Source organism: Streptomyces niveiscabiei, assembly GCF_033794345.1.
In the GTDB taxonomy this organism is placed as follows: domain Bacteria; phylum Actinomycetota; class Actinomycetes; order Streptomycetales; family Streptomycetaceae; genus Streptomyces; species Streptomyces niveiscabiei.
Window position 1 is genome coordinate 77623 of the sequence record NZ_JARAYJ010000025.1, and the last position, 24645, is coordinate 102267.

The 24645-nt window shown below is 67.5% G+C and carries 16 protein-coding genes and 1 tRNA gene; 6 read left to right on the top strand and 11 right to left on the bottom strand.

Annotation, left to right across the window (positions count from 1 at the left end):
• The first annotated feature begins 40 nt into the window (after window positions 1-40).
• On the top strand, window positions 41-1738 hold the full coding sequence (locus PV682_RS29330) for an ADP-ribosylglycohydrolase family protein (RefSeq protein WP_319734849.1): 1698 nt from the start codon (window positions 41-43) through the stop codon (window positions 1736-1738).
• A gap of 211 nt (window positions 1739-1949) precedes the next feature.
• On the opposite strand, the gene PV682_RS29335 is transcribed toward PV682_RS29330, so the two are convergent.
• The 7 genes from PV682_RS29335 to PV682_RS29365 form a co-directional block, all read right to left on the bottom strand.
• Complete coding sequence (locus PV682_RS29335) at window positions 1950-2396, bottom strand: PIN domain-containing protein (RefSeq protein WP_319734808.1); 447 nt, start codon at window positions 2394-2396, stop codon at window positions 1950-1952.
• Window positions 2393-2659 carry a hypothetical protein gene (locus PV682_RS29340; RefSeq protein ID WP_319734809.1) on the bottom strand — a complete coding sequence of 89 codons (267 nt, stop codon included), beginning with the start codon at window positions 2657-2659 and terminating at the stop codon, window positions 2393-2395. The genes PV682_RS29335 and PV682_RS29340 overlap by 4 nt, the downstream gene beginning before the upstream one ends.
• 181 nt (window positions 2660-2840) lie before the next feature.
• Window positions 2841-2913 (bottom strand) — tRNA-Arg (locus tag PV682_RS29345).
• Between the two features lie 213 nt (window positions 2914-3126).
• Window positions 3127-4557, bottom strand: coding sequence for a hypothetical protein (locus PV682_RS29350; RefSeq protein WP_319734810.1), 1431 nt, complete (start codon window positions 4555-4557; stop codon window positions 3127-3129).
• Window positions 4550-5503, bottom strand: coding sequence for a site-specific integrase (locus tag PV682_RS29355; protein ID WP_319734811.1), 954 nt, complete (start codon window positions 5501-5503; stop codon window positions 4550-4552). Before PV682_RS29355 ends, PV682_RS29350 begins: the two co-directional genes overlap by 8 nt.
• 179 nt (window positions 5504-5682) lie before the next feature.
• Window positions 5683-6363 carry a hypothetical protein gene (locus PV682_RS29360; protein WP_319734812.1) on the bottom strand — a complete coding sequence of 227 codons (681 nt, stop codon included), beginning with the start codon at window positions 6361-6363 and terminating at the stop codon, window positions 5683-5685.
• Between the two features lie 286 nt (window positions 6364-6649).
• Window positions 6650-7129 carry a winged helix-turn-helix domain-containing protein gene (locus PV682_RS29365; RefSeq protein ID WP_319734813.1) on the bottom strand — a complete coding sequence of 160 codons (480 nt, stop codon included), beginning with the start codon at window positions 7127-7129 and terminating at the stop codon, window positions 6650-6652.
• A gap of 441 nt (window positions 7130-7570) precedes the next feature.
• Here PV682_RS29365 and PV682_RS29370 point away from each other — a divergent pair, with 441 nt between their 5' ends.
• Window positions 7571-11383 (top strand): AAA family ATPase, encoded by a 3813-nt coding sequence (locus tag PV682_RS29370; protein ID WP_319734814.1) that lies wholly within the window; start codon window positions 7571-7573, stop codon window positions 11381-11383.
• A 158-nt stretch (window positions 11384-11541) separates the two neighbouring features.
• Here PV682_RS29370 and PV682_RS29375 read toward each other — a convergent pair whose 3' ends face one another.
• The 4 genes from PV682_RS29375 to PV682_RS29390 all read right to left on the bottom strand — a co-directional run bounded on the left by PV682_RS29375 (window position 11542) and on the right by PV682_RS29390 (window position 15808).
• Window positions 11542-11928 (bottom strand): hypothetical protein, encoded by a 387-nt coding sequence (locus tag PV682_RS29375; protein ID WP_319734815.1) that lies wholly within the window; start codon window positions 11926-11928, stop codon window positions 11542-11544.
• Window positions 11928-14354 (bottom strand): AAA family ATPase, encoded by a 2427-nt coding sequence (locus tag PV682_RS29380; RefSeq protein ID WP_319734816.1) that lies wholly within the window; start codon window positions 14352-14354, stop codon window positions 11928-11930. The genes PV682_RS29375 and PV682_RS29380 overlap by 1 nt, the downstream gene beginning before the upstream one ends.
• A 106-nt stretch (window positions 14355-14460) precedes the next feature.
• Window positions 14461-15093 (bottom strand): ribonuclease HI, encoded by a 633-nt coding sequence (locus PV682_RS29385; protein ID WP_319734817.1) that lies wholly within the window; start codon window positions 15091-15093, stop codon window positions 14461-14463.
• A gap of 130 nt (window positions 15094-15223) precedes the next feature.
• Window positions 15224-15808 (bottom strand): hypothetical protein, encoded by a 585-nt coding sequence (locus PV682_RS29390; RefSeq protein ID WP_319734818.1) that lies wholly within the window; start codon window positions 15806-15808, stop codon window positions 15224-15226.
• 267 nt (window positions 15809-16075) lie between these two features.
• Here PV682_RS29390 and PV682_RS29395 point away from each other — a divergent pair, with 267 nt between their 5' ends.
• From PV682_RS29395 to PV682_RS29410, 4 genes are read left to right on the top strand one after another with little or no spacing between them, the layout of a single operon-like run.
• Window positions 16076-18259 (top strand): DNA methyltransferase family protein, encoded by a 2184-nt coding sequence (locus PV682_RS29395; RefSeq protein WP_319734819.1) that lies wholly within the window; start codon window positions 16076-16078, stop codon window positions 18257-18259.
• 17 nt (window positions 18260-18276) lie between these two features.
• A complete protein-coding gene (locus PV682_RS29400; protein WP_319734820.1) occupies window positions 18277-19899 on the top strand; it encodes a class I SAM-dependent DNA methyltransferase in 1623 nt (540 codons plus the stop codon).
• The gene (locus PV682_RS29405; protein WP_319734821.1) at window positions 19892-21184 is read left to right on the top strand and encodes a restriction endonuclease subunit S; all 1293 of its coding nucleotides are present in this window, start codon (window positions 19892-19894) and stop codon (window positions 21182-21184) included. Before PV682_RS29400 ends, PV682_RS29405 begins: the two co-directional genes overlap by 8 nt.
• Complete coding sequence (locus PV682_RS29410) at window positions 21181-24447, top strand: type I restriction endonuclease subunit R (protein ID WP_319734822.1); 3267 nt, start codon at window positions 21181-21183, stop codon at window positions 24445-24447. The genes PV682_RS29405 and PV682_RS29410 overlap by 4 nt, the downstream gene beginning before the upstream one ends.
• Window positions 24448-24645: the final 198 nt, after the last annotated feature.

Here is a 24645-nt window from a genome sequence, read left to right on the forward strand (position 1 = left end):
GAACGCTGAGCTTCACCCAAGGACCGACAGGGCCCGCGGCATGCTTGTCGGGGCAGCCGTCGGGGACGCCATGGGCTGGCCCTACGAGCGGCGGGACCGCACACGCTCACTGCCGCCCCTGAGCCAAGTCTCCGGACGATTCTTCGCCTGGCAGCGCATGGCTGGCAGCCACTTCCGCCCGATCGTCGAAGACATCGGGCCCGGTGAGTACAGCGACGACACCCAGATGCTGATTGCCGTGGCCCGTGCTCGTCTCACTGCCGGAGATCAGTGGCTTCCTTGGCTCCAACGAGTGGAGTGGCCCTTCCTTCTCGACTACGAACGCGGAGCCGGGGCTGGCGTCAAGCGTGCCTGCCGGGCTTGGGAGAGGCAGGGAGCGGCCTGGGGAAATCGGGCCGACGATCAGGACAAATACTTCGCCGCTGGAGCCAATGGTGCGGCCATGCGCATCGCGCCGCATGTCATCGCCCATCACGAGGGCACCTTCGGTGACCTGGCCCACGACGTGATCCACGATGCAGCGACGACGCACGGACATCCCCGCGCACTCCTGGGTGCGCTGGTGCACGCCTACGCGCTGTGGGTCAGCTTGCGCCAGCCCGCTCCGCTCGCTTACGGCTGGCTCGTCGAAGCGGTCCTGGACGGGCTGAAGGACTGGCGGGAACCGGTGTGGCAGAGCTTGGACCGGCGTTGGCTGGACGCCGCGTCCCAGGCGTTCTCGGATGGCTACGAATGCGCTTGGGACGAGACTGTGCAAGAGGTGGAAGAACTCCTCAGCAGCGCACGAGCCTCGCTGGAGAGCGGCGCGCTCAGTGCTCCCTCCGCCTTTCTGGAAACACATGGCCTGACACGGACGAAGACTCGTGGTTCAGGGACCTTGTGCGCGGTGGCGGCCATATACCTCGCCGCGCGGTCCGCTTCCAGCCCAGAGCGCGGCGTCGGCGTCCCGGCACGCCAAGAGGGCGCGGACACAGACACGTTGGCATCCATGACCGCCGGTCTGCTCGGTGCGGGGCTGGGGCAGGAATGGCTCGGTTCTTACGGCCGGTCCGTTCAGGACGCGCCTCTGCTGAACGCGCTGGCTGAGAGTCTGTTCCAGCCTGTTCCCGAGCCACTGACTCCGCCCTCCCCGGACGAAGCCGGTCAGGCACGGTCGCGGTTCCTCGACGAACTCGACGCCGCCCACAACGGAGCCAGCCTTCTGCTCCCGGACCGCCGCGAGGCACGCGTCGTGAGTCGAGGCACGCTGACGGTCGGCAACTGGTCGGCATGCCGCACCCGTCTGACCACTGCGGACGGTCAGAACCTCTTCCTCATCCGGGGGGTGCGGCGCGTGGAAAAGGGAGATGTCCACGATGCTCCTCGCGCGGAAGAACCGGCGGACGTCGCAAACCGATCAGCTGTACAACCCCGACTGCAGGGAGCGTACTTGCCTGTCACCGACATCGGCCGCGTGACTGAAGCCCTGACAGCTCTGGGGATGGTCACGTCCCGCCGCGGCAAGGACTGGGTCTCCTTCGAGAATCTGGTCATCAGGCAGTGGTACCGCAAGGAACGGGCCACGGACTTTCAGGGAGCCCAACTGCGCATCGCGGTCACCGACACCCTTGCGACGTGGGAGCGGCTGCGCCGTATGGGATTCGACGGGGCGGTCCAACGGGGCGGCGATGCCTTCTGGTCGCAGATCGACCCGTATCTGATCGTCTCCGTGAACAATGCTGAGCCGCCTGCGGGGTGACGGCGTGATTGACCATCCACGGTCCTCGGGTGGGTCGGTGCCGGTTGGTCTTGGCCGATGTCCTCGTACCGCCGCGACTTGTAGAGGGTGCGTGGGTTTTCCGTCCCGGTGGTCGGCTTGAGTATCCGTAATGGAGGGGCCCGTTGGTGTACGGCCGGCGGGCAGCGGGGGAGCCGCGAGTCGTCGCAGTGAGGTGCGGGCGGCGGTCTCGTCAGACCTTCTCGACTCGCACGGAGTGTCCCCCGAGGAGTTGATTCATGTCGTCGGTGTCGGAGGTGAAGACGGTTGTCTCAGCTCCCTGCGCGGCTTCCCGCCCGGCCACGGCCGCCAGAATGGCGTCGATGGCGTACTTGTGCCCATGCAGGCCGGCTGTCCGTAGCATGTCGCGTGCCATGGCGATCACCTGGTCGTCCGTGTGCACGACGCGGATCCGGGACAGCGTCCAGTTCCATAGTGCCTGCCTCGACGTTTCGCGAGGATTCCATGCTTCCAAGGTCGTGAGCGCTGAGGTGACGATTGGGATGTCGAGCTGCGGAGTTGTCTTGATCAACGCAGTCATCTCCCGATCGCCCTGAACTGCCTTGGAGAGAGCCTCGGAGTCGAAGACGAAGACGCGCTGTCGCGGGCGGTGCAGTTTCGCCTGGGCGGTGCGGCTCACGCGGCCTTGTCCGAATGTGATCGCTGCTCGTCGTGCCAGCCGTCAATGGCGGCAATGCGGTCAAGCGCTGCCTGCTGCTCGTCGTCCGTCACAGCGCCGTGCTCATCCTCAAGGCGTTCGGCCAGCTCGCGCAGTCGGTCCATGGCGTCCTGATGAGCGGCAGCTGCCGCAATATAGCCGGACACCCCGCGTGCATCGACGCGCTCCTTGATCGACTCCACCAGCTCTTCCGGCACGGTGATGGTGATCTTCCGGGTTGCCATACTTCAAGTATGCCATGCGTGGACCGGTTCGGAATCCGTGCCGGATGACGCACATCTCTTGGCGGATATCGGGGGATCAACTTTCCGCCCGCTCGCGCACAACGGCCCCAGACGAGGAGTCCGAGGCCGAATAAGAGCCCTCCCTGGGGAAGAAACCCCAGGTCAGAGCGGTAATATGTTGTGCCCCCGGCAGGATTCGAACCTGCGACACCCGCTTTAGGAGAGCGGTGCTCTATCCCCTGAGCTACGAAGGCGGGGGCTTGTGCGAAACCTTGCACGGAACTCGATGGACGAGTCTTGGCCAGGTCTCTTGATCAAGCCCTGAGCGACCTGGACAGGTTGCCGTGGTGAAGCGGTGGGCTGAGCCCAGGACGCACGCCACAGCGCCCGCCAGGGCGCTCGATCCACAGGGTACCGGATCAGGGCTCGGGCGGGCGCTGGTGTTGGGGAGCTGGGCAGAGAGGTGGTCAGGCGGTGTGGCTCAGCAGGGCTGCTCCTCCCTGGTGGAGGGCACGGCTGGTCGAGTTCTGGGCGAGGACGAAGCCAAGGGTCAGGAGCTGCTGGGCTTCAACTCCGTAGGAGATGAGCCGCCCGTTCCACAAGGAGGCGTCGAGCTGTGCGTGGCCGGACTCCGCGTCGCTTCTATAGGGATAAACGAGCTGATGGGTGCGGGTGAACTCCGGGATCTGTTGCAGATGCTCGGCGCGGTGAAAGCCGCGTTCCTCGTCGCTCTCGCCGGGTGGGCGCTCGCCCTTTCGGCTTGTCGTTCCGACGGCGACTCTGTGCTCGTGGACGCCGCGCCGACAGGGAATGGTCAGGACGTGGTACCAGCGGAACGTTCGGAGTCCGCGTCGCTCCAGCCGCTTGATCGGTACCGGAACGAGTTCCGCGGTTCCGTCCGCGTAGTGAACCTTTTCCACGATGCGTCCGCCGGCCGCCCACAATTCGTGGATGCAGCGACCAGGGCGCAGTGATTCATAAAATTGCGGTTCGTTCCCTTTGTGTTGTTTGTTGATAATGAGGCCGCCGAACCGGGCTATCGCGTCCCGATGTACTCCGCGGATGGCGCCGTCGTAGAGGACACCCATACAGCCGGGTGCTGCGGACATGATGTCTATGACGCCCCTGACCGCTACGGCTGCCTCTCCGCCGGGGTGAAGGTGGGGCACATAGCGCGAGTCCAGGAAGACCCGAGATAGGTAGTGCTCGTCTTTTCTAGCGGAGAAGAACACGTATTTCGGCCCGTACACCTCCGTGCCGCCGCCTTCGGTCTGCGCGACGGAGGCGGGGTCTACGCGGTGGTAACGGATTTCTCCGGTGGTCATATCCACGCTCTGGCTGGCCCGGGCCAGAGTCGGGGATTTCAGGACCGTGCCGTCGGCGGCTATCAGCTGGTGCCGCTGAGGGCTGCTCCACGACCGGGTCTCGTCCTCGGGGAAGATCCCCTGTTCAAGCGCCTGCGCGAGAGCCAGGCCTCGATACATGTCCCACAGGTCGTGCGAGTGCTCGCGTAGCCGTTGCTGGGCATGGAGCCACTGGGACCGAGTCGGCCCCGTCTCCGGAAGGAGGGCAGCCGCAGTGCGGCCGAGTTCTGCGCGCACCCCGGCCCTAAGAATCGTCCACACCTCTGGGTCTTCGAGATGCGCGGCGGTGCGGCGAGCGGAGGCCAGCACACTGCGGGCCGCGAGGAAGAACAGGAAGGCGACATCGGGATAGCGACGGGGCCTACCGACCCTCCCGGGCGGCGGGAGCGCCTCGGCCAACTCGTAGAGGTCTGGGTTGTGCGCACAGTCGACGAGACGCTCGTGAAGAGTACGGCGGTCCTTGTCGCTGAAGGCCCGCTTGCGTGGTTCGCGCTGGGCTGGCGGGAGGGCGTCACCGAAGATGTCCTCAGGCACCGGCGGCCCGTCCTTCAGCCGCGCGGTGCGCCCAGTCGTAGCCGACCAAATCGGCGGCTCGGTCCAGGGACCGTAGCCCGAGTCCCCGAGCGACGCTCTCGATCTTTCCGGTCTCGTCGAAGATCCGCACTGCGGCGTACGCGGTCAGAGAGGCCGGCTTCACCCTTGGATCAGCACCCAGGCCGATGCGGCGGATGAGGTCGGACAGCGCGACACAGGCCCGGGCCTGCAGCTGTTCGTCTAGTGCGGGGGCCGAGGAGACCGCGAGACGGGCGTTGGGCGCTGCTTCGGGGGTGCGCTGCTGCCGGGTGACGAAGGCGGCCCTGGCCTGGAGCACGCGCAGTGCCCATGGGTCGAGGGGGCACCAGCGTGGGTCAGTGCGGGTTGAACCGTGCATCCAGACGGCCACAGCGTCCTGGTCGAGGTCACGGACGCGGGCGTGGCCGATCTCGCCGGTGTGGCCGCCCGAGAGGGCCAATGCTGCTGCTGCGGCATGCCGGCTGGGCCTGCTGACGTACTCAGCGGCGTGACGCAGGGCGATGGCCTCATCCTCGTCCAAGGGGCGGATCACGGTCTTGGTGCGTCCGGGCAGGCGGATATCCCGGGTAGGGTCTGCGTCGGTGAGGCCCAGCTCGCGAAGGGTCCGGTAGAAGGAGCGCAGGACGGCGCGGCGCTGGTGCAGCGTCGCGGTGGCCGATTCGCCGATCCGTCCGTGCCTGGTGCGCCCCTGGGCGAAGACGAAGTCTTCGGCGAAGTCGGGGGTAACGTCATCGACGAGGACGATTCCGCGGGCACGTGCGTAGTGTTCGTAGCGTTCCAATAGTTGCCCGAAGGAACGGCTGGTCTGGGGAGACATCTGTCCCTGAGCGGTCATGGCGGTCCAAAGGCTGACGGTCTGCTCGACGGCGTGCGCCAGCGTCACGTCCGCGGAGACGGTTGCGGGCATGCTGGGGCCGTCGGGCAGCGTTCGGTGGTGTCTGGGCGTACGCGAAAGCGGCATGGCGGCAACCTCCCAAGCTGGTGCAAGTTCACACCAGCCTTGGGAAGGTAGTCCGGAATGCGCAAACGCTCGCGCGCAAAAAGGTGACGACGGTGGACGCAGGTGCCGGGCTCGGCAGTGGGATGTCAGGCCCGTTGGCGGGAGAGCACGTCGTAGATCGTCGCTAGGGACCTCATGACCGCGCCGTAGTCCTCGGCGCTCAGGTGTAGAAGCTGCTCCATGCTCAACGGGAGCACTAGTCCGAGCTGCGGGGAGGACGTATCGGGGGCAGGAGTCTGCGGCTCGTCGTCTTCCTCCTTGCCGTGAGTCGCCTTTTCGGCGCCGGCGCTGGCCGCCTGGGACAGGCGCAGGTGCCCGTCGTCGTCACGCTCGACGTATCGCGCCAGCTCAAGCCAGTCGACCAGGTGCACCCATGGCGTCAGCTGGGAAGTCCGGTAGGGCCTCATAGCCTTGGCGATCTCGTCGGCGCTGAGCGCGACGCCCGGGTGAACGGAGTCGATCAGTAGCTGGTACACCCAGGAGTCGCGCCAGACCTCACCGAAGACGGTTCTGGCTGCCTCGCGGTTGGCGGTCCACAACTGCCCGACGCGCACCCCGGAGACTGTGGGCGTCCAGCCGGCGGGGCCCGAGGTCAGCAGGCCGGTATCGGTCAGGAAGCGCAAAGCGGGGGTGATGTCGCGTCGGTCCAATCCGGTCTCCCGGACGAAGTCACGGATCTTGACTGCCGAGCGGCCGGTCGCGCATGTGGTGACCGCAGCGGCCAAGAGGTCCATCTGCCGGTCGGCCTGGATGTCGACGGGCGGCATGCGGTAGGAAACGGGTCTTGCGCTCGAAGCTGTTCTTGCACCACGGTCGCGTGGCGCGCTCCGGCTAGAGGAGTGTCCGGACGGTCCGGACGAGGAAGCGCTCATTCTGTGGGTCCTTGTTCCGTTGGTCGCCGTGAAGATCGGCGATTGTTTCGGAAAGGGCTCACGTCCGTCCGACCGAATGGCCTAGGCTGGCCGTCGGTGTGTGAACCCTTGTCTGGAGGCATGCGCCAACGGCCGCCGTGGGCTCGCAACTTGCGGCGGCCGATCTGTGTTCTGTGCACCTTTACGGGTTCTGGGTGGCCTCCGATCCCGCCACGGCGAGTGAGTATCTGGATTTGCCGTCACGCCGGAGCGTCCGCTGCTTGACGAGTTTGCTGAGGCGGGCCCGGACGCTGGAGGCGGAACTCTTCACGCCCAGGGCATCGACCCTCTGTGCGATCTCCAAAGGGGTCAAGCCACTGTTTGCCCGCAGCACGCGGAGGATGGCTTCCTCGATCGACAGCGCGTGGGTGCCGTTCGGCCCGTTGGCGGTATCGGCTTCCCTGTCGCCGGCAGTCGCACCCGGCGTCTCCCCGGTGTAGACCTGCAGGGCGCGCAGCGCTGCCATGCTGTCCGTGAGTCGCTTCTCAAGGTCCGCGAGTCGAGCTGCCGCTTCGTCACGCTCACGTCGAGCCGTTTCGACGCCCTTCCTCAACTCATCCGCTTGAGAGCTGAGTTGGGTGAGGAAGTGATGCGTGGAGGCATCGATGTCGGTCACTGCCACCTCGCCCTTCCTTTCGCGCCAGCCATGGTGTCCATGATCTGCGGCGACAGCATAGACAACAACAACTCACCCTGTCTGCAAGTCTGTTGGATGCGCTCTCACTCACAGATGCGCTGCGGGTCGCCTGCTTTGGGTGCACCCGCGCTGACCAGCGGAGATGGACGCAAGCGCACCTGAAGTGCGCGTTGTGCTGCGGAGGGGACGCGCTCGGGGTGCGTCAGAGGAGCGCTCTCGGCGATGCGGCCATGGAGTATTTGATGTGGGTCACGAGCGTGCGGAGTGAGGCGAGGTGGGTTGGCCGAAGGCAGGGCGGTCCTTGGTGGGCCGACACTATTCGTCACCTCAACGTACGAGGATCTGGCGCATTTGGACTTGGGCGGAGGTGTCGGTGCACGAGACTAGTCTGGCTGGGCTGTAGACCGTCCTGGGGGGATCCTGAGCATGGCGTATGTGCAGCATCTGTCGGTACGGGTGCCCTGGCACGACAGCGGGTGGGGTGGCACGGTGTGCGAGGACCCGCTGGGTAACAGCTCCTGCATCCTGCTCAAGAAGGTCGGCGAGGACCGGGACGACATACTCGAAGCAGCGCATGCTGGCCAGCGGTTCGAGGCACTGGGCGCGGAGCCGGCCTGCCTCGCCGAGCGCGGCGGTTTCCTCAGCCCGCGTCGGCACGTCGTGACGCGGAAGCATCCGTACGGCCATACGGACGCCCTCAGAGCGGTGTCGGACACGCTGGTGGACGTTCCTCCCTTCTCCGCGCACGGCATTCCGTTCTACTGGCTCAACCGGGAGAACGCGGTCGAGGTGGCGGAGGAACAGCGCATCCTCGGCTTCTCCGAGGGAGCGGAGGACTTCGCCGTTGGCAAGCTCGGTTTCCGGCCGAACTGGCTGCTACACGGGGACAACCAGCGCGCGGTCATCGAGGCCTTCTTCGAAAATGTGCGCTCCGAGCAGTCCTTGGTGTTCTTTTATCTGAAGCACTCACCCTTCGAGGCCCAGCCGCGGCGGATGCTGGTGGGTGCTGCATGTGTCGACTCACTGACGCTGCCAGGGCAGTGGAACGGGTCGGACAGAACCGCCTTTCCCAACCACATGTGGGAGACGATCATCCGGCACACTCTCAGACCTGACGGTGCCGGGGGGATCCTGCTGCCAGTCCAGGAGCTCGAGAGGATCGCCGCACAAGGCCGGGATGTGAGCGTCGCGCTAGCCGTGGCTCCCGAGAGAAACAGGGAGTTCTCCTACGCCACCGAGCACGTGTCGCCCGATGTGGCGGTAGCCGCCCTGCTGGAGCTGAAACGTGCTGCCCAGGCCGCCAGTGAGCTCGGCTGCTCGGTGGCGGAGCGTTCACGGCAGTGGCTGGACCGGCAGTTGGGCATGGCATGGCGGCGCCGTGGACCGGCACCCGGGCTGCCGGCGGTGCTCGGACGCCTCGGCTTCGAACATCCCGTCTTCACCGCCCGTGTCCTCGCATCCGTGGTGTCAGAAGGAGAAGACCCCTGGCCAGTGCTGCAACAGGCGCTCGAAGGCGCAGGCGGGCCAGAGGAGTTCCGTCGGCTGGTGTCCGGCACCAGCCGAGGCATCTGGCAGCACGTGGACGAGGAGCGCCGACAGGCCCTGCGGCTGCTGAGCCGGTTCGACCTGACCAGGGACCAGCTCGATCGGGTGCTGGACCGGAAGACCGGCATCGAGCTCACCGACGATGAGTTGCTGGACAACCCCTATGACTTGGTGAACTGCACGGTGGACGACGGTGAGCCCATCCTCTTCGAAACCGTCGACCGGGGCTGCTTTCCCGACCAGGGGCTCGCCGAACGCTATCCGCTGCCGGTGACCGTGCCCCTGGACGGCCCCTTGGACCGGAGACGGGTCGAGGCCTCCCTCGTCACTGTGCTGCGGCACGCCGAGGATGAGGGCCATACGCTGCTTACCGTCGACGACGCCCTCTCCAGGATCGCCGAGCTCAACGTCGTACGGCCGCTGGATGTCACCGTGTCGGTGATGCAGGGGATCGAACTGGACCCCGGCTCGCTGGACGACGACCACGAGGTGAACTGGCCTCAGCTGACCAGGACCGAACTCGCCGGCGGAGCCTTCGGATACAAGCTGCGGTCGGCGGTTCGACGCCGGGAATGGATCCGTGCTGTCGTACGCAGACTGCGCGGCGCCCCGCGGCACACGGCGCCGGACGATCTGAACGCCACGCTCGACGCTGTGCTCGGGTCACCCCAGGGAACGGCCGAGGACCTGCAGGCCGAGCAGCGGGCCCGCTTGGAGAAGGCCGCAGCGCTGCACGAGCTCTATCAGTCGCGGCTCACTGTCCTCAACGGCCCTGCGGGCACCGGTAAGACCACTCTGGTCAGGGCACTGGCACGACGACCAGAGATCACAGCGGACGGCTTGCTGCTGCTCGCGCCGACCGGCAAGGCGCGGGTTCAGCTGGAGCAAAAGGCCGAGCACGAGGCTTATACGCTCGCCCAGTTCCTGAGCCGATCGCAGCGTTACGACGGACAGAACGCGCGCTATCTGCTCACCGGCGACCCCGGGACCAGGCAGCGGTACGGGACGGTCGTCGTCGACGAGGCCTCCATGCTGACCGAGGACATGTTCGCGGCGCTGCTGGACGCGCTGATTCTGCCTCAGCGGCTCATCCTGGTCGGAGACCCGCGCCAGTTGCCGCCCATCGGTTCGGGCCGCCCCTTCGTCGATCTGGAGCGCAGGGCGAGAGGGGAGCACGATCCCGCGCACTGGCCACGTGTCGCGCCCGGCTGGGCCGAGCTCACGATCCTGCGTCGGCAGCGCGGGAAGGAGGGTACCCGGGAGGACCTGCTGCTCGCCCGGTGGTTCAGCGGTGACGAGCTTATGGAAGGGGCCGACGAGGTCTGGGCGCAGCTTCGGCGGGGGGACGCCCTACAGCATCTGCGGGCCGTCGCCTGGAACGGCCGGTCGGCGGCGCAAGTGCTCGACGACGTGTTGGAGGAGGAATTCAAGGTCAGCGGAGACGACGACGGACTTAGCTTCGCGAAGTCGTACGGGGCGACGGAGAAACCCGTCGGACCCCGGGTCTACCCGGACTTCCGCTCCGCCCCGGAGGAATGCGAGAAGTGGCAGGTGCTCTCCCCGGTTCGGGGCCGTGCGCACGGCACTGTCGAGCTCAACCGGCACCTCAAACGTCGCCACCGTGGTCAGGCTCTCCAGCAGGCCCTGCACTACCGTGCGAAAGTGCCCAAGCCGCTCGGCGCGGAGCAGATCATTCTGGGGGACAAGGTCGTCAACACCCGCAACATGCGGGCCAGGGGCGAGGTGCCCGGAGTCTGGAAGCCGGAGCCGGGGTATGTGGCGAACGGCGAGATCGGCGTCGTCACAGGGAAAACGAAGTCGGGCGGGATGAAGTTCAGGCCCGCAGCTCATGTCGAGTTTTCCTCACAGCTCGGCAGGTGGTTTCCGTACCGGGACGGTCGTGGTGACGAGGACCCGCCGTTGGAGCTGGCCTGGGCGCTCACCGTGCACAAGAGCCAGGGCAGTGAGTTCGGCACTGTGATCCTGATGCTGCCGGCGGCGGTGCAGGGCCTGTCCCGCGAACTGCTCTACACCGCCCTCACCCGGCAGACCGAGCGAGTGGTCCTCTGCCACGAGGGTCCGCTGGAGGATCTGCTGCTTCTGACTCGGGCGACTGGTTCCGACACCGCTCGCCGACTCACCGACCTGATGGTGCCCCCGTCTCCGCGGCAGATCGCCGGTCACGCAGGGGCCCCGTCGGTCCGGGTGGACTCCCGGCTGCTGCACATCAGCGCCAGCGGCGTACCGGTCCGCAGCAAGAACGAGGTCATCATCGCGGACATCCTCGACGACATCGCCCCCGGCGCGTGGGTCTACGAGCAACCCCTGTACAGCAGGGACGGCAGCGACCCCATGCCCCGCCGTCCCGACTTCACCATCAGCACCTACAGCGGTCGTACGGTCTACTGGGAACACCTCGGCATGCTCCATGACCCGCGCTACGCCTCTTCCTGGCAGAAAAAGCAGAAGTGGTACGCGGAACAGGGCATCCTCCCCGCTGACGAGGGCGGCGGGCCGAACGGCACGCTGATGTGGACGAGCGACGAGAACGGCGTGGACGTGCCGGCATGGCGAGACAAGGCGCTACGCGTCATCGGCCGCGACGAGATCTACCAGCCACCGCGCACGGCGAAGAAGAAGGCAACGGCGCGTCGGTCTCCGAGGCGAGGGGGGAGTAGTACGGATTCTGACTGACGTCTCTGGGGCGCAGGTTCGAGGCTTGAGCAGGGGCCGAGATCAACGCGTGGTCGTAGGACAGCCGCGCCCTCAGCAGGACGGACTCAGACCTGATCGTCTTTGCCCGGCCGAATACCCCTGCGGGCGATGCGATCCCGGATGCCGCGCTCGCGCCGTCATCGCTGGACGGGATCGGCGCGCAGTTCCTCGACCAGTTCGCCGACCTCTGCCCGCCAGGCGCGCACCTGGTCGCGAGAGGGCCCGATCTCGTACTGGTGGTAGTGACACCCCAGGCACAGGTGCGACCAGACGGCCTTCGTACGGCGGGCGGTCTCCGCACCGGTGCAGCAGCGGAGGCAGAGCAGCTTGGCCCGCCCGGAGAGGCGGCCGAGTCCGGGCAGGGCCGCGTTCAGCCGACGGTCAACGGCGATCTCCAGGGCAGTGCGCAGCGCCAAGGAGGCGCCGCGGTGACGGCTGGCGGACGTGGTGCGGATGTGCTGCCCGGTGAGCAGCCGGTCGGTGGTCAGCAGCAGTTCGTCGATGGAGGTGGCATGGGCGCGCATCAGACGGTCTCCTCGGGCTTGCGTACCTTCTCGGCGATGGACTTGATCTCGTCCACGAAGCGGTGCGGGTCGGTGATCTGCGCTCCGGCGGGGTGGGCACCGTCCTGGCACTGCCTGACGAGGTCCGTGGCGTGCCGCCCGTGCCGGGCGCGTAGTTCCGGGTATACGTCGACGGCCCGTGCGGCATCGCCGAACAGGGCCAGGGCCGCCAACTTCGCGAACCGGTCGGCGTCGGTCACGATGGCCTGCAGAAGTTCCCCCTGCCCTCCGCCGCGGTGGTGCCGGACCCAGGCGGCTTCCAGGAAGGCGTTCTCCAGAGCGATGCGGCACAGGCTGGGCAGGACGTGCGTCCGCGCCGCTGCGGGAAGGTCGGGGGTGCTTGCGAGAGCCCGGGCATCGTCGAGTGCCTGACGTACCGGGTCCGTCACCGGCCGGACCCGCACCCGGGACGCCTCGCCCCGCTCGACCTCGAACACCGTCACCGGAAGCTCCTGGCTGGTGAACGCCCGCTGGAGCCGGGTGTCGTGGGTGAACACGACGACCTGACGGTGCTGCCCGAGTTCGTGCAGGACCTGAGCCAGGCCGTTCACCTTGGCGGGGTCCATGGACTGCACCGGGTCGTCGATGACGACGAAACCGAAGGGGCTGTCGGCGGTGGTGGCCCGGGGCAGGAACAGGGACAGCGCGAGGGCCTGCTGCTCGCCCTGGCTCATGACGCTGAGCGCCGACGCCTCCTTGCCGTCAATGGAGACGTCCATGACGAGCTTGCGGACGTTGGCCCTCTCGCTGCCCTTCAGCGTCACGGCCTTGAGGTCGACGTTGCTTTCCTGACGAAGCCGCTCCCAGACGCGCTGGGACTGGTCGGCGAAGTCCTCCATGCGCTGTTCGCGCAGTTCCCCGGCCAGCGTCTTGACCCAATTCTGAGCCTTTGTGAGGTCGCGGCGCCGCTGCCGGTTCGCCTCCACGCCGCGAGCCTTCTCCGCCCAGCCCGCCAGGCGGATGACCAGCGCACGCCAGCGTTCGTCTCGCTTCTCCAGCTCCCTGAAGGCCCTCGTCCGCACCGCGTCGCAGGCGTCGGCCAGTACCGTCGCGGCCTGCGCGGCACGCTGGGCGAGGTCGGTCGGATCGCTGATGGTCCGGCAGGCCGTCCAGGCCTTCCACGGGTCCCTCAACGGCTCAGGGATCCGCGAGGGCGTGTGGACGAGGTCCTGAACGGTGAACACCGCGGACCGCAGCGCGTCGCGCGCGGTTCGGGCGGCTGCGGCCTCCTCCCGCAGAGCGGCGATCTGGACGGTAGCGTCGGCGGCCCAGGCGGCGTCCAGCACCTCGCCGGTGCCGCACACGGGGCAGGAGCCCGTGTCCGGGTGCCGGTCGTGGTGGGCCAGCGCGCGCTCCAGAAGGTCCGCGCGCCGCAGGGCGTCATCGGCGCCCGTGCCACGCAGGTCCTCCACATCGGCAAGGGCCGTACGCAGCTGGTCCACGGCCGCACCGACCTTCGCCGTGTCGGGACCCTGTACGGCGGCCTCCGCACGCAGTCCGGCGAGCAGCCCCTCGTCACTCTCGGCGGGCAGCCCAGTGATCAGGGAGTCGAGGGCCTCGAAGTCCGGGGCTCCCGCAGTGTCCACGGCGAGCAGTGCCTGGACCGCGCGGTCGTCGTCCTCCAGCTGGTACAGCGCCTCTTTGAGACCCGGCAGCGCGTCCTCGACCGCCTTCTTCGCGTCGCTGAGCACCTTGGCCTCCCGTCCGATGGAGAGGTAGGCGTCGCTCAGCTGCTCCAGGCCGAGGATCGTGGCGATCGCGTCGTACATCTCGGAGGGCTTGCCGCTGATCATGCGGTCGAGGTCGACGTACGACAGGAAGGGCCGGTAGTCCGTCAGCGCCTGCTTCCAGCCGACGTCGTCAAGGGGAGTACGGCTGTGTCCGGGCCGCCTCAACTCGGCCTGCGAGTGGGCGAATTCGTCGTTCGTCCAGGTCCGGGTCAGGGTGCTGCGGCCGCCGTCACCGCCGATGGCAACCTTCACCTCGATCTCGGGTCTGCCCTCGCTGTCGTGGAGGTTGCGCCAGTTGCCGCCGCGCACCGCGTTCCTGCCCTCCCAGCGCGGGTTCGTCCCGGTGAAGGCGGTCTCGATCGCCTCGGCGATGCTGGACTTGCCGGAGCCGTTGCGGCCGACGACGAGATTCACGCCCGGCCGGGGGCTGAGCTTGAGCCAGGCGCGCGGGCCGATGCCGCGGAACCGGGTGACGGCGACCGATTCGAGATAGATACGGCTGACGGAGGACGTCTCCCGTGTGGTTCCGTCGCCCAGGGCCTCCTTGAGGAGCACCTTCACGGGCTCGGGGAGCGGCGCGTCCGCGAGGCGCGTCTGCACGAGTTCGGCGACGGTAGCGGGGCGGTCCGTCGGATGCGGCTGTTCCGTTTGGGACATGGCGTGGCTCCTGTGGTCTGTCGCGGAATGCGGGGCGATGGGGGACTGGGGGCTGTGTCGGTGCGGGAAGAGGGCCCCGGCCTGCGTGCGTTGCCGGGCGGCTGGGTCAGGCCCGGCTGCGGCGGTAGTCGCCGAGGGCGCCGGTGGCCCACAGAGGGAGGAGGCGCGGGATCTCATCGACGGGGGCCTTGCCGCCCACGGCGCGCAGGCCGAGCTTGGCCAGGGAGTCGGCGGCTTCGTTCAGCGGGTTTCCGACGTGGGCCTTCTCGTGGACGAACGTCAGGCTCGGGGTGTACTCGACGAGCATCTGGAGACGCGTGAGCGTGGGCGTACGGCCCTGGGACCGCAGGTGGGTGTCGTAGCCCTTCGGCATGCGGGTGCCGCCTTCCCGCCAGGCCCGCAGGTGACCGAGGGCGTCGAGGCTGTCGACGCGGACCTCGACCGGGCGGCCGGGGTGGGCGGCGAGCACGGGCTGCAGGCCCCAGTACACGGCCCGGAGTTCAGTCACCACGATGCGGGTGTGGGGGCGGGCGAGGTGCACCGGGTAGAGGTGGGCTCGAAGTCCCGCGTGACCAGTGGTGGAGAGGAAACTGATGCCGACGTGATCCTTGCCCACGGACGCGTCGGTCGCGAGGACGATCGGCCCGGGCACGGCCTTCACCGTGTCGCTGAACTGCACCCCGCGTCGCACGCGGGTGTCGGGGCGGGGTGCGCGGGCGAGCGGGGAACGGCGGCTCACGGAATCCTCCTGGACTGGCGCCGGACGGCGAGCGCTGGACGGGGGTGGTGGCAGCGGATGACCGGCGGGTGCGCCGGCAGACGGTCGAGAGCGTCGTGGGAGTGGAAGGGGGACGGCCCGCGTCGGCCTGTCAGCCGACCTTCTTCCAGGTCTCGCAGCCGGACGTCTGGAAGTACTCGCCCTTGCGTACGGTCACGCGCGTCTGGCCCTGTGCGTTGCCGTTGGCGATGATGGCGTCGAACTCGCCGGACGCGTCCTTGAGGCGGGCCCAGTAGCAGTTGGGGATGGCGCTGTCCGCCGGGCCGGCCGTCTTGTACGTGCCGGCCTTCATGTCCTCGCCGACGAGGTACGTGCCGTCTCCCGCCACGGAGGCCGCCGGGCCGGGCTCCTTGGCCGGCTTCGGTGTCACCGTGACCTTTTCGGTGACCGTCGCCGCCGGCGCCGGCGCGTCGGCGGTCTTGGTGACGGTGACGGCCGGAGCGGGGCGCGCGGAATCCGTGGTGGACCCGGACCCGCCTCCGCCGCCCATCGCGGCGCCGATGACCAGGGCGACGAACGCCGTCGCACCGTGCGTCAGCCATGCTCTGCGGCGCGACGGCTTGCCGGTCGGGGGCAGTGGGGGCAGGGGCGGTATGGCGCCCCAGCCAGCCGCCTGAACAGGGCCGTTGGAGCCGTAGGGCTGGGCGGTGGGGGGTGTCGAGGGTGCGTCGGACATGGCGGGACCTCCGGGGCGTCGTGTCTGGTCCAGTGAGTGAGCGGCCGTCCGCTCCTGAGCGGCGTGGCCGACAGGGATCAAGGTGCCGCAATCTGTCGTGTTTTTCTTTGGAGATCCTGATAACCCCGGTTATCAGCGGCATGGAACGCTAGAAACCCGCGGAGGGGTAGGGTGCTGCTACTTGCCCAGGCGCTGACGCGTTCCGCCCAGAGTCACAGGGGCCAGGGCCATGAACACCGGTACACAGGAGATGGGGGGTGACGACCGGTGAGTACCGCGCTCGATGCGGTGTCCCACATCCTGCCCGACCTGCCGGTCTGGCGTATCACTTATGCGGAGATCGCCGCCCTCGCCCGCGTCCAACGGCCCGTACCCACCACCTGGAGCCGACGGCACCCCGACTTCCCCGTGCCCGCCGCCCACGAGGACGGACGCCCCTTGTTCGATGCGCGGGAGGTCGTCGACTGGTTGGCTGACACGGGGCGCGGCAACGCCGACCGCCGTCGGCTGCGCGCGGAACTGGCGTTGCACACGCTTGCCGCCTGGCGCACCCCCGCGTTGCCCGCACCCGTACTCGTTGGGGCGCTGACAGCCCTGATCTGCCTGCGCCAGCAGCTGGACACCGCGGTCTCCGGTTGCCGCTGGGACAACCTCCTGGACCGTGCCGCCGCGCTCGACACTGAGGACGCCTTCCTGCTGGCTGAGCTGCGGGCCGTACCCGACCCCGACCGCACAGGCGCCGCGCTGGCCGTCCTCGCCGACGAGCTGGCCGAGGCCGCCTACACCCCCGCCGAGGCCTTCGACTGGCTCTTGGAGGCCCGCCGCCGCCTCGGCTCCACCGACCTGGCCGCCGACGCACCCGCCCCACTGCTGGTCCGCGCTCTCGCGGCCCTCACCGGAGTGGCGGCCTTGGAGGAGGGCGCGGTACTCGCCACGCCGTACGCTGGCGCGGGCGACCTGCTCGCCGCCCTTCACGCCGCCGCCCCCGAGGGCTCCGGACACACCTACCTCGCTGCCGACCCGGACCCGGCCCGGGTCCGTCTGGTGCGACGCCGGATGCTCGTACGGGAGGTGTACGAGTTCCACCTCGACGTCACCGAGGGTGAGGACCTGTCCGCGGAGTCCGTCGAGGACTGGGGGTACCCGGACCTGCTGGCCTGCGTCCTGCCTTACCAGGCGGGCGAGGTTCGGAACGCGCGGGCCGTGCTGGAGCGGGTACAGACCCTCACCGACTACCTGGCCACCGGTTCCACGGCCGTCGTCCTCGGCCCGGCCGACGTGCTCGTACGGTCACTTCCCCGGCACGGGGATGCCGACCGCCTGCGCCGGTCCTTCCTCCATGACGGTCTGCTCAAGGCCGCGATCAGCCTGCCCGACGGGGCGTTCCCGTACCGCCCGGGCTACCGCACGGCCGTGTGGCTGCTCTCCCGTACGTCGGACTCGGAGCGCACGGGCCTTGTCTTCCTCGCCGACTACTCGGCGAAGCCCCTGACAGAACCCGTGCTGGACACGCTCACCGAGGACATCGCCATCTGGCGTGCCGCCGGCTGGCGCGGGGACCGCCGACACGAGCCGCGCAACGCGGTGATCATCCCGGCCAAGGTGCTCGACGACCGGCCCGGTATCGCGTTCACGCCGCAGCATCGGACAACCGAGGCCCGCTACACCCGTGACGTCATGGAACGCCCGGCTCTGATCGGCGACCTGGAGCAGCGCCTGGCGGACCTCGACGAGCGGGCCCGAGCGCAGGCCGACCTGCGCGCGGCGTTGCGGGTCCAGGCCGTACTGCGGCCCGAGGACAAGCCCGTCCGGCGTACGACGGTCCGCAGGCTCCTCAAGGAACGCCGACTGCGCCGACGCCCCGGCCACCGCATCGCCGTGGAGCACCTCACGCCCGAGGGCCACTACCGCGTGATCACGCCGGAGGAAATCCTCGGCGATGTACGGTCGGGCAGCCGTCGTATCGACCGTGGCGTTCTTCTCACGGCTTACGGGCACGCCCAGTTCACCGAGCCGGGAGATGTGGTCGTCACGGCCAACCCACGGTTCGGCGTGTACGTCGATGAGGAGGGGCTGTCCGTCGTCGCGGCGCCGGCTCGTGTACTGCGCGTACACCCCGATGCCGATCCGCCGGTACGGCCGCGAGCGCTGGCCGCGCTGTTGCGGGCGGCGGCCTCCGAGCACGAGCGCACCAGCGGCGCGGTGCGGGCTTCCCGGGCTGTCGAGGACCTACTGATCCCCGACCTGGCGCGGGAGGAGGCGGAGCGCTTCGACGCCGTGCTCGCCGAGGTCGCCCGGCGGGCGGCGCTGCTGCGGGAGCAATGCGACGCGCTGGACGACCTCGCCCGCGTCGCCGCCGACGGATTCGCCGACGGCACGTTGACGATGCAGACCCTTCCTGAACTTCCTGATCTTTCTGACCTGACTGACTCATCCGGCACCGACGACTGAAGGAGACGATCCACTCCATGCCTCCGCGCACGAAAAAGCCCACGGATCAGGCGGAGTTGTTCACCGCTTCCACACCCAAGGAGATCCAGGCGATTCTGTGGAAGGCCGCGGACAAGCTGCGCGGCTCGATCGACGCCGCGCAGTACAAGGAGTTCGTCCTCGGCCTGATCTTCCTGAAGTACGTCTCCGACGCGTTCGAGGAGCGCAGGTCTGAGCTGGCCAAGGAGCTCGCCGAGGATGGCATCGCCGAGGACCGCCTCGACGAGTTCCTCGAGGACCGCGACGAGTACACCGGCGCGCACGTCTTCTGGGTTCCGGAGACTGCCCGTTGGTCGTGGATCGCCGCGAACGCCAAGAGCCAGGGTGTGGGCAAGCTGCTCGACGAGGCGATGGACGCGGTCATGAGGGAGAACGCCTCGCTGACCGGCGTCCTCCCGAAGATCTTCAACCGCGACAACGTCGACCAGAAGCGTCTGGCCGAACTCGTCGACCTCATCAGTGACGCCCGCTTCGGCGGCAACGAGGACAAGCTGGCGCAGGACGTGCTGGGCGAGGTGTACGAGTACTTCCTCGGCAACTTCGCGCGGGCGGAGGGGAAGCGGGGCGGCGAGTTCTACACGCCGCAGTCGGTGGTGCGGCTGATCGTTGAGATCCTGGAGCCGTACGAGGGACGGGTGTACGACCCGGCGTGCGGTTCGGGCGGCATGTTCGTGCAGGCCAGCAAGTTCATCGAGGCACACCGGGGGCGGGGGCACAAGGCCGACATCGCGGTGTACGGCCAGGAGCTGAACGAGCGCACCTGGCGGCTGGGCAAGATGAACCTGGCCATCCACGGCATCGACGGCAACCTTGGTCCCCGGTGGGGCGACACGTTCGCCGACGACAAGCACCCGGACCTCAAGGCCGACTTCGTCATGGCCAACCCGCCGTTCAACATCAAGGACTGGGCGCGGGACGAGGGTGACCCTCGGTGGAAGTACGGGGTGCCGCCGCGGAACAACGCCAACTACGCGTGGCTCCAGCACATGATCTCCAAGCTGGGGGAGAAGGGCACGGCGGGCATCGTCCTGGCCAACGGCTCGATGAGCTCGCAGTCGAGCGGAGAGGGCGAAATCCGGCAGGCGCTGGTCGAGGCGGACTTGGTGGCGTGCATGGTGGCGCTGCCATCCCAGCTATTCCGAACGACGCAGATTCCGGCGTGCCTGTGGTTCTTGGCCAAGGACAAGTCCCCGCAGGGTGCCCGGCGGCTGGATGATCGGCGCGGGGAGATCCTGTTCATCGACGCCCGGGGGATGGGCGAGATGGTGGACCGGACCGAGCGGGTGCTGACGGATGCGGACCTCGCGCAGATCGCGGGTACGTATCACGCGTGGCGGGGGACGGCGTCGGCGCGCGAGGAAGGGCTGACATACGCGGATGAGCCTGGGTTCTGCTCCTCGGCGGATCTGGAGACGGTTCGGGAGCACGGGTATGCGCTGACGCCGGGGCGGTATGTGGGGGCCGTTCAAGCAGAGGAAGAGGACGCGGAGGCGGTGGCGGAGAGGATCGCTGCGCTGACGGAGGAGCTGTACGGGTTGTTCGAGAAGTCGGCCTCGCTGGAGAAGACGGTCCGGGAGCAATTGGGGAGCTTCGGTGAGTGAATGGACGTACGCCAAACTCGGCGAAATGTTGAAAGTGCACCACGGGTTCGCTTTCTCCGGCGAGAGAATGACCGACGATCTGACCGGTGGCCCGATTGTCGTCAGTATCGGAAACTTTAACTACACGGGCGGATTCCGTTTTGAGTCCACACGGGTGCGTGAGTTTCGCGGAGAGTATCCCGGAGAGTTCGAACTTGCGCCGGGTGATCTGTTGGTTGTGATGACTTGCCAGACCCCGGGAGGGGAAATCCTGGGAATTCCTGGGATCATCCCGGATGATGGGAAGGTTTACCTTCATAACCAGCGAATCGGTCGTGTTGAGGTAATCGGAGATCGCCTCCGCAAGAGCTTTGCCTACTACCTTTTCTTGACGTCTGAGGTAAATCGCCAACTCTTCAGCACGGCCTCAGGAACAAAGATTCTTCACACATCTCCGGGGCGTATCGAAGACGTACGGTGCCACATCCCACCTCCTCGGGAGCAGGACGGGATTGCCGCGGTACTTGGGGCGCTGGACGACAAGATCGCAGTCAATGGGCGCATCGCCGCGGCAGCCGACGAACTCGCTGGTATGCAATTCAGAGGGCACTTTTCCGCTGCGCTGAACCATTTGATCCACGGTGCGCCGCTCCCCCCCCGGTGGGCTGCTGTTGCCATGGGGGAGCGCACCATCACAGTCGAGACGGGGACCCGCCCCAAGGGGGGTGTGGCCCAGTACCTGTCGGGCGTTCCTAGTATCGGGGCCGAGAGTATCATCGGGTTGGGGAAGTTCGACTTCGCGAAAACAAAGTTCATCCCTGACGAATTCTTTTCCGGTATGCGACGTGGAGTCGTTGAAGATCGAGATATCCTTGTCTACAAGGACGGCGGGAAGCCGGGCGACTTCAGGCCGCATGTCACACTCTTTGGAAATGGATTCCCGTTCTCCAAAATGTGTATCAATGAGCACGTTTACCGTGTACGCATGACGGCCGACATTGGGCAAGATTTCGGATACTACTGGCTGACATCTGCGCCGATCATGGCAGAGATGAGACGGCGGGGCACTGGTGCTGCCATCCCCGGCATGAATTCGTCAGCTTTCAAAGGGATCCCCTTGGTTGTCCCTCCGTCCGAGAGAATCTCCTCGTTCACGGCCGCTGCCGCTCCCCTAGTGGACAGAGCCCTTTTGGCTGCCGTCGAATCCCGCTCCCTTACTGCCCTCCGTGACACCCTCCTCCCCCAACTCATGTCCGGCAGCCTCCGCATCAAGGACGCCGAGAAGATTGTCGAGGACCACGTATGACGCACGCCGGGGACAACGACAGAGCCGAGCAGCACCGCCCCTACGAGGCCGACTGGGAGCTTCTCGCCCTCGACGAACTCGCCGAACTTGCCTGGCGACCGTCCCCAGGTAACGAGTTCGCCCCCGGCTCCGGGCACCGCAAGTCCTGGGACGACCTGATTCTCTACCCCGACCTCCGCGAGGCGATCGAGCGGCTCAACCCCGAACTGCCCCCGGACGCAGTCCGGGGCGCTGTCGGCATCGCGGCGACCCCGTCCTCCCAGGACACCTACGAGGAGAACCGCACCGCCCACGCCTACCTGACCGCTGGCATCCGCTCCGTCACCTACACCGACGCCTTCGGTGCCGAGCACAACCCCACCATCCGCCTCGTCGACCTGGATAACTCGGACGCGAACGTCTACCGCGCCCTCAACCAGGTCACCGTCATCGACGGCGAGAAGAACCGTCGCTTCGACGTCGTCCTGTACGTCAACGGCCTGCCCCTCGCTGTCCTGGAGCTGAAGCGGGCCGGCGACGAGGACGCCACGCTCCAGGACGCGCACTCGCAGGTGATCCGGTACGTCGAGGAGTTCCCAACCGCGTTTCGGCACAACGCCGTGGTTCTGCTCTCCGACGGGATCACCGCCAAGTACGGCACCCCCTTCACCCCGTACGAGCACTTCGCGCCCTGGAACACAGACGAGTTCGGCGCCCGTGTCGACCTGCTCGACGCCGAGGGCATATGGGACTCGGGTCAGAACCTGGCCTTGCACGGCCTGTTCACCCAGCCGCGCTTCCTCACCCTCATCCGGTCCTTCATCAACTTCGTCCCGGCCAAGAGGATGAAGCGCATCGCGAAGCCGCACCAGTACCACGCGGTGACGCGCGCCGCGGAGGAGGTACGCAACGCCGCCGCGACCGACGGGCGGGCCGGTGTCGTCTGGCACACGCAGGGGTCCGGCAAGTCCGAGGAGATGGTCCTCACCACGACACTGGTGATGCGGGACCCAGCCCTCCTTAACCCCACCGTCGTCGTCATCACCGACCGCACCGACCTCGACGACCAGCTGTACTCCACCTATCTGGAGAGCGAGATCCTCCCGGAGGCCCCTAAGCAGGTCCTCACCCGCGCCGAACTCCGCGAGGAGCTGGCCGCCAAGCGCGTCGGCGGCATCCTCTTCACCACCCTCCAGAAGTTCGGCCGTACCAAGGAGGAGAAGGAGGCCGGCGCCGACCACCCCCTTCTCTCCGACCGACGGAACATCGTCGTCGTCGTCGACGAGGCGCACCGCAGCCACTACGACTCCCTCGACGGCTACGCCCGCCACCTGCGCGACGCCCTCCCGCACGCCACGCTGCTCGCCTTCACCGGAACCCCGATCTCCGAGGCCGAGCGCAACACCCGCGAGGTGTTCGGCAACTACATTGACATCTACGACCTGAAGCGTGCCGCCGACGATGGGGCGACCGTCAAGGTTTTCCACGAAGGCCGCGTCATCCAGCTCGTGCTGGACAAGGACGTCGACCCGACGAAGATCGACGAAGAAGCCGATCTCATCACAGATGGGCTCGACGAAACTGAGCGGCAGCGCGTCGAGCAGGCCGTCGCCACCATGAACGCGATGTACGGTGCCCCCGCCCGCATAAGGGATCTCGTCCAGGACCTCGTCACGCACTGGGAGGCCCGGCGCACGGCGATGCAGCCGTTCGTCGGGGTCTCTGAGAAGGGCGGCGCCACCGGCAAGGCGATGATCGTGTGTGCGACCCGCGAGATCTGCGTCCGCGTGTACGACGCCCTGCGTGAGCTGCGCGAGGATTGGCACAGCGACGAGATCGACAAGGGCGCCATGAAAATCGTCTTCTCGTCGAACTCGCGCAAGGACAAGGAACACCTCCTCGCGCACGCCCTGAGTGACAGCCGTCGCAAGGCCGTGATTAACCGCGCCAAGGACCCCGACGACGAGCTGCAGCTCCTCATCGTCAACAACATGCTGCTGACCGGCTTCGACGCCCCGCCGATCCACACGATGTACCTGGACCGACCGCTCAAGGGTGCCAACCTCATGCAGGCCCTGGCCCGCGTCAACCGCCGCTTCCGCGGCAAGGAGGACGGCCTCCTCGTCGGCTACGCCCCGCTCACCGAGAACCTCCAGCGGGCGATCGCCGAGTACACCGACGCCGACCAGGACGACCGGACGCTCGGCGACGACCTGGACCGGGCGCTGGACGAGCTGCGCAACGAGTACGACATCCTCAACGACATGCTGCGCGGCCTCGACTGGCGGGCGCGGCTGGCCCAGCCGACGAAGACGGCCTTCATTGACGCGGCGCGCAAGGCCACCGCGTATCTGAGGGATCCGCGTACGCCGGGCAACGACCCGGAAAGGCTCGACGACCCTCGCCAGACACTCGGCCGCCGCTACCGCGAGCATGCCCACCGCCTGGAGCGCTTCTACGCGCTGTCCGCCAGCGCCAAGAACATCGGCGAGCGCTTCCCCGACACCCCGACGTGGCGCCGGGACATCCAGTTCTTCGTCGAGGTCCGCGCCTACATGGCGAAGTACGACGCGATGGAGCGCGAGGCCCGCGGTCTGCCCATCGCCCGTGACGTCGAGCTGTACCTCGCCCAGCTGACGTCTTCGGTCGTCGAGACCGGCGGGGTCACGGACCTGTTCGCCGAGGCCGGCCTGGAGACCGCCGACCTGACCCATCTCAACGACGCGCTCGTCGCGCAGCTCCAGAACAGCGAGACCCCGCACTTGGCGGCAGAGGCACTGAGGCGGCTCATCGAGCGGAAGATGCGCGAGGTTACGCGTCACAACGTCGTCCGCCGCACCACGTTCTCCGAACGGCTTCAGGACCTCATGGTGCGGTACATGCGACAGCAGTACACCAGCGCAGAACTCATCGCCAAGCTGGTCGAGATGGCGAAGGAGGTCATGGAGGACGCCCGGCGTGGCGAGAAGTTCAACCCGCCGCTGGACTGGCGCGAGCTCGCCTTCTACGACGCCGTCGCCGACCACGGCACCGCACGGGAGCTGATGGGCGACGAGGTGCTGGCCGGCATCGCCCGTGAGCTGGTCGCGGAGGTCCGCAGCAAGCTGAAGCCGGACTGGATCGCCCGTGAACCCGTCCGCGCCCGTCTCCGCAGCGCCATCAAGCGCCTCCTGGTCCGCAACAACTACCCGCCGGACCGGGAGAAGGCAGCCATCGACCTGGTTATTAAGCAGATGGAGTACTTCGCCAACGAGTGGTCCGCAAGAGGCTCTTCGGGTGCCTGATTGGGTTCGGCTGTCAGGGTGTCCGATTGCTTTGACGGGAAGGTTCGCCGGGCCGAAGAGGCCAAAGGTTCGAACCCTGGCAGGTGTTGGGTTTCAACGGCTCTTCGCAGTTGAGGGTGTAGCCGCAGGACGTGCGGTGCGCGCGTCGGTGGCCGGGTAGGGGGCGACGCCTTCCGATGATGGAAGCCCTTGCATCGC

What these genes read in the sequence shown, in the direction of transcription:
- PV682_RS29330 (WP_319734849.1), top strand. Translation starts at nt 41, where the DNA reads ATGCTTGTCGGGGCAGCCGTCGGGGACGCCATGGGCTGGCCCTACGAG.
- PV682_RS29340 (WP_319734809.1), bottom strand. Translation starts at nt 2,659, where the DNA reads ATGGCAACCCGGAAGATCACCATCACCGTGCCGGAAGAGCTGGTGGAG.
- PV682_RS29355 (WP_319734811.1), bottom strand. Translation starts at nt 5,503, where the DNA reads ATGCCCGCAACCGTCTCCGCGGACGTGACGCTGGCGCACGCCGTCGAG.
- PV682_RS29360 (WP_319734812.1), bottom strand. Translation starts at nt 6,363, where the DNA reads ATGCCGCCCGTCGACATCCAGGCCGACCGGCAGATGGACCTCTTGGCC.
- PV682_RS29370 (WP_319734814.1), top strand. Translation starts at nt 7,571, where the DNA reads ATGGCGTATGTGCAGCATCTGTCGGTACGGGTGCCCTGGCACGACAGC.
- PV682_RS29375 (WP_319734815.1), bottom strand. Translation starts at nt 11,928, where the DNA reads ATGCGCGCCCATGCCACCTCCATCGACGAACTGCTGCTGACCACCGAC.
- PV682_RS29380 (WP_319734816.1), bottom strand. Translation starts at nt 14,354, where the DNA reads ATGTCCCAAACGGAACAGCCGCATCCGACGGACCGCCCCGCTACCGTC.
- PV682_RS29390 (WP_319734818.1), bottom strand. Translation starts at nt 15,808, where the DNA reads ATGTCCGACGCACCCTCGACACCCCCCACCGCCCAGCCCTACGGCTCC.
- PV682_RS29400 (WP_319734820.1), top strand. Translation starts at nt 18,277, where the DNA reads ATGCCTCCGCGCACGAAAAAGCCCACGGATCAGGCGGAGTTGTTCACC.
- PV682_RS29410 (WP_319734822.1), top strand. Translation starts at nt 21,181, where the DNA reads ATGACGCACGCCGGGGACAACGACAGAGCCGAGCAGCACCGCCCCTAC.